Below are 3,439 nucleotides of genomic sequence, written 5' to 3'. Positions count from 1 at the left end.
TCCTTCACCCTGGTCACAGCGGTCCCCTTCCGGGTCGACATGCTCGGACATTTCGTACACGGTGACGCCTGCCCCGCGTCCGGGCAGCCAATCGGCCGACCTCCGCACGTTCGGCGCGGGGCGGTGTGGCGCGGCCGACAAGCATGAGGCCGCCGTTCCGGGAACTGGATGGTGGGTGGAGATTCCCGGTGTTGAGATGGCCGCGCACCCCAGGAGCCGGCTCGCCGAGCACCCGAGGAGAGCGCATGACCGCTATAAGGCCCCTGCTGGAGCTGCGGCCTTCCGGCTGCTCCGCCGCTCGGTGCCACTGCTGCTCTGGCCGGTCCCGCTGCTCCACGGGGCGATGTACCTGTGGGCGGGCTGGAACCCGTACGGCAGGACCGACCGTTTCCCCGTCGCAGTGGCCGACCAGGAGTCCACGTGCTTCCAGTGCTTCGCCCCGGATTGCGGGGGTAGCCGGGACTTCGGCAGAGAGCGGAAGAGGGGTGGGGGGGGAATGCCGCAGATCATCGAGACGGTGGTCGAGGCTTCGGTCGCCGGACCGGAGCTCCGATCGGTGCGCATCAGGTTCCGCTACTACCCCGACGACCCGTTCGCGCTCCATCTGGACGTGGGTGGCGACGCCCGGCGCGGGGGTCACGGGACGGTGGCCTGGATCGCGGCGCGCGAGCTGTTCACCGCGGGCCTGCGGGCCCCGGCGGGTCTCGGTGACCTGCGCGTCCGTCCGTGCGGCGCCGACCTGGCTCTCCTGGAGTTCCATTCGCCCAGCGGCCACGCCGTTGCCCTCATCTCGTCCCAGGAGCTGTGTTCCTTCCTGGCCCGGACCTTCGAGGCGGTCCCCGCCGGTACCGAGCAGGAGCGCGTGCGCTGGCCCGGCACGGTGGCCTCGCTGCTCCGCCAGTCCACCTGACCGAGCCGCGGCCGCGGCGGGGCAGGGAGTCGCGTTTCCTGGGACCCACCCGGCGAGAACCCGGCGGGGGCGCTGCTGCGCTCGGCGGCGAGCCATCCGGTCGAGGAAGTCGCCGGCGGTGGCGCTGCGTCCCGTCACCGACGTCGCCCGACCAGCCCACCCCCTACAGTCCAGACCCGAGTCAGGCCAATCGGGCAAGCCGGTCGAGCTGTCCGAGGAACAAGCGCCATTGGGCGATCCTGCGGGGGGCAGCCGTGGAGACCGCGGGCGAGCGGACGCAAGTGCCGCGGTTGGCAGTGCGGGTCCGGGGCCACCGGACCGCTCAGCGCTGCGGCGGCCGGCCGCTGCCACGCTGATCGCCACCGCGGTGGTCCATCTGCCGCTCGGCCTCCCGCGCTGGGGCCGGAACCCGGTCGCGGACGCCGTGTTCACCGCCGCCGCGGCTCTGTGCCTGCCCCTCGCCGTCCTTCCGGTCATCTGTGACGCGCCGTGGCTATGGACCACCGAGGCGCCATGGGCAGATCCGTCAGCACCGGCGATTTGCTCTCCGGCGGTCTCGAACATGGCGTGGCACAGGCGCCGTCGTCGCTGTTCGGTACGCGGCCGGCCGCAACGAGCAGGGTGTCGGCCTGGACCGTGGAACCGTGGGACGCCCGCACCGCGCTCCCCGGGCCGGACCGCGATGGGGGATGGCACGTGGTGCCCGGGTTCCGGGGCTTGCTCCGGGAGGCCGTGTCATGAAGTCCACTGGTGGTGGCGGGCGCGCCAGCCGAGGGACGGACCGGCGCCTGCGTCGGCGACCGCGAGCAGGAGTCCGCCGCACATCGAGAGGTTCTTCAGGAAGTGAATGCGCTGCTGGGCGCGCTCCTCATCGTCCTTGATCTCCCAGAACCGGTGGCCGGCCAGGGTGACCGGGACGAGCGTCGCGGCCAGAACGAGCGCGGCGGGCCGGGTGAGGCGGCCGGTGGCCAGCAGGGCACCGGCCGCCAACTGCGCCGCGGCGTTGAGCCGGATCGCGGTCCTGGTCTGCTGCGGAACCGTGGGGACGTGATCCGCCAGCGAGTCGACCACGGGTTCGGCGGTGGACTCCAGACGGGCGGGGTTCAGGACGGCATCGGCTCCTCCGTAGAGGAACATCGACGCCAGCATCGGTCGTGCACAGGCTCTCAAGATGGACATACCAGGCGCCTTTCCGGATCCCGGGCAGTCAATCGCCAACGGTGGCATCGGACCGGAACCGAGGCAACAGCCAGGTCTGAGGTCGATTCGCCCCGCAATCCGCTGCGGGCCGGAGCTCGACGAGGCGAAGCCGGGTCGGGCCGGGTGCCGGTGCAGCCGACCGTGCGACGCCTGCGCGTGGATGGGCCGGGGCCGTGCTCGGGCATCCCCACGGGGGTGGTGCGCCTCAGAACCGGGCCGGCCCGGTCAGCCTCATGGCTGCCTCCAGCAGTCGTGCTCCAGGTAGATCTCGGCGGCGGTGGCCAGTGCGCCGCCGGACATCAGCAGCGACAGGGACCGTTCGATGCGGCCGTGCCGTACGTCGTGCGCCGCGCGCGGCAGGAGTCCGGCCGGGCGGGCCGGGTGCCTTGTCAGGGAGGTCAGGCTCGTCGTGCTCACTCTTTGCCGCTACCCGGCAGCATCTCCTGGATCTTCGCCTTGAGGCCCTGCTTGACCATGGATCCGCGGTCGCTGTCGCCGTGGACGACGGCCGAGGCGGCGGCGAGGATCTGGTCGAGCGTGGCGTGCGGCGGGATGGGCGGGACGGCCGGATCGGTGCGGAAGTCGATGACGAACGGCCGGTCCGCGGCCAGCGCCTGGCGCCAGACCTGCTCGACCGCTTCGGGCGTTTCCACCCTGGCTCCGTAGAGGCCGAGTTGGACGGCGAAGTCGGCGTAGCGGACGTCGGGCAGCGCCTGGGAGGGCTCGAACTGCGGGGCGCCCTGCATGGCGCGCATCTCCCAGGTGACCTGGTTGAGGTCCTGGTTGTTGAGGACGGCGACGATCAGGCGCGGGTCGGTCCACTGCTGGTAGTACTTGGCGACGGTGATCAGTTCGGCGAGGCCGTTCATCTGCATCGCGCCGTCGCCGACGATGGCGATGGCGGGCCGGTCGGGGTGGGCGAACTTCGCGCCGATCACGTAGGGGACGCCGGGTCCCATGGTGGCGAGGGTGCCGGAGAGCGAGCCGCGCATCGAGCCGCGCATCCGCAGGTGGCGCGCATACCAGTTGGCCGAGGAGCCGGAGTCGGCGGCCAGCACGGCGTTGTCCGGCAGTAGTGCGTCCAGCGCGTGCACGACGTGCTCGGGGTTGATCGGGTCGGCGTCGACGGCGGCCCGGCGCTCCATCACCTCCCACCAGCGGGCGGTGTTGGTCTCGACGGTCCGGCGCCAGGTGCGGTCCTCCTTGAACTCCAGCAGCGGCAGCAGCCGTTTGAGGGTCTCCGTGGCGTCGCCCACCATGTTCAGCTCGAACGGATAGCGCAGGCCGACCATCGAGGGGTCGAGGTCGATCTGCACGGCTCGGGCGGCC

General features: G+C 71.9%; 4 protein-coding genes. 1 reads left to right on the top strand and 3 read right to left on the bottom strand.

Annotated elements, in window-relative coordinates:
• The first annotated feature begins 496 nt into the window (after nt 1–496).
• Nucleotides 497–910: an SsgA family sporulation/cell division regulator gene (locus tag AA75_RS50320; protein ID WP_033825016.1), complete on the top strand. Its 414-nt coding sequence runs from the start codon at nt 497–499 to the stop codon at nt 908–910.
• 735 nt (nt 911–1,645) lie between these two features.
• Here AA75_RS50320 and AA75_RS38055 read toward each other — a convergent pair.
• From AA75_RS38055 to AA75_RS38045, 3 genes are all read right to left on the bottom strand, one after another.
• Complete coding sequence (locus AA75_RS38055; protein WP_082527142.1) at nt 1,646–2,089, bottom strand: DoxX family protein; 444 nt, start codon at nt 2,087–2,089, stop codon at nt 1,646–1,648.
• 252 nt (nt 2,090–2,341) lie between these two features.
• Nucleotides 2,342–2,527, bottom strand: coding sequence for a hypothetical protein (locus AA75_RS38050; RefSeq protein WP_033825007.1), 186 nt, complete (start codon nt 2,525–2,527; stop codon nt 2,342–2,344).
• On the bottom strand, nt 2,524–3,439 hold a 916-nt coding region (locus AA75_RS38045), incomplete at its 5' end, for a thiamine pyrophosphate-dependent enzyme (RefSeq protein WP_233289363.1). The genes AA75_RS38045 and AA75_RS38050, both read right to left, overlap by 4 nt.

The sequence above is a fragment of the Kitasatospora sp. MBT63 genome (genome assembly GCF_000710465.2).
Classification (GTDB): Bacteria; Actinomycetota; Actinomycetes; order Streptomycetales; family Streptomycetaceae; genus Kitasatospora.
This window is presented reverse-complemented; position numbering and strand designations above follow the sequence as displayed.